This window comes from Psychromonas sp., assembly GCF_983033635.1.
In genome coordinates this window covers 5,521-5,918 of record NZ_CEZLMY010000197.1, presented here as the reverse complement: position 1 = coordinate 5,918, position 398 = coordinate 5,521, and the positions used below count along the sequence as shown (strand labels likewise).

At 41.7% G+C, this 398-nt stretch carries 1 protein-coding gene; it reads right to left on the bottom strand.

Annotation, left to right across the window (positions count from 1 at the left end; all coding sequences use genetic code 11):
- Positions 1–398, bottom strand: a 398-nt coding sequence (locus tag AC4GME_RS16655; protein WP_490379810.1) for a hypothetical protein, incomplete at both ends; no start/stop codon positions are given.

The following is a 398-nucleotide window of genomic DNA, read 5'->3' as shown; positions in this document are numbered from 1 at the left end:
ACTAAGGCATTTAAATCTGCGACTACAGGCGCTATCTCCTTAGGGTAGGACTTCTTCAGAGAGCTTAATTTCCCGGCTCTTAGTGACTCTAACTCTTTTTGCAGCCGATTGAGAGGCTTCATGGCCCAGCCTACCTGAAAAGCGATAATCAATAATAAGCAGCTAAAGAATATAACCAGAATTACCCTCACTTCTTTCATTAACACTGTTGTGGTGCGTTTCACTGGGCCTTCATCTCTGCCAATTACGATGGTGATCGGCTGAGCAAAACCATCCAGGAAGACTCTGCGCTCTATGTAGATTAATTTTTCATTATCTGCGCCGTAAACGATATCGTTTTCTTTATCAAATAACAGTTCTTTATCCCATAACGAACGGGATTTGATGATTTTTTCTGG